The sequence below is a fragment of the Oleiphilus sp. HI0086 genome (assembly GCF_001635225.1).
Window position 1 is genome coordinate 1 of the sequence record NZ_LWFZ01000043.1, and the last position, 887, is coordinate 887.

General features: G+C 45.0%; 1 protein-coding gene. It reads left to right on the forward strand.

The genetic code is table 11. The features are described from left to right. Positions 1 to 12: 12 nt before the first annotated feature. On the forward strand, positions 13 to 887 hold an 875-nt coding region (locus A3756_RS00765), incomplete at its 3' end, for a hypothetical protein (protein WP_156490141.1).

Consider the following 887-nt stretch of genomic DNA (forward strand, 5'->3'; position numbering starts at 1 on the left):
TATGAACTACCCATGGTTAACCAGAGCCTCGACAATATGGTTGCCGAGGTTTACGACAAGATAGCGTATGAGTCGAATTATGACGAAGGTTCAGGCCTAATACGTAAATCAGAGTTTTGTCGTCAGGTTAGAACCTTGATGAAGAAAGGCAAGCGAACTGCAGAGTGTTACTTACTCTATATTCGTTTTTACGATACCAAAACAGATGATGCAGCAAGTTTGGAGCCGAGTTTCGCTAAGGATGTTGCAGGTCAATTGAGTGGTATGCTTGGTGGTGGTGTTTTAGGGCGGGTTAATGATTCTGACTTCGTCTTATTTACGGTTGACCATGGCGAAGAGTTTTTAGGTTTGCGGTGCCAGGATACGCTGGAGACTCTATGTGAGTCTGAAGAGACTGCATTGTCAGTGTTGATTGGTGAAAGTAAGGCGCATATGGGGTTTTATAACCCAGAGTCAATGATTCGTGCTGCATTAGAGTTAATTGAAGAGAGCTTTGCCCGAATACATCAAAGTGATGAGGGTGTCGATGGATCAGATTCAGAGTATCGAAATGAGCTTGAAGACGAGTTTGCCTCGGATGGCGTTCGTGTTAATGAACCAGAGCCTGTCGCCAATTCAGACAATATCCCGACTTTATATATTGACGAGTCAGAAAACATTTTACCTGAAGATATAGATTTTAGTGCGCTGACGCTTGAGCTGAAGATGCAGGTTGTGGAGTGTTTAAACAATACTGAGAGTGAGGCCGATGCGTCGAGCAGCAATAGCGTATTACAGAATCACGTGAACCTGTTGTGCTTTGTTGAGGGGGGGCAATCGCCTTTTGAGGTCAGTGGCGATGAAGATGCCAAAGAGCTGGATGCATGGTGGATTGCGCAGCTGATAGC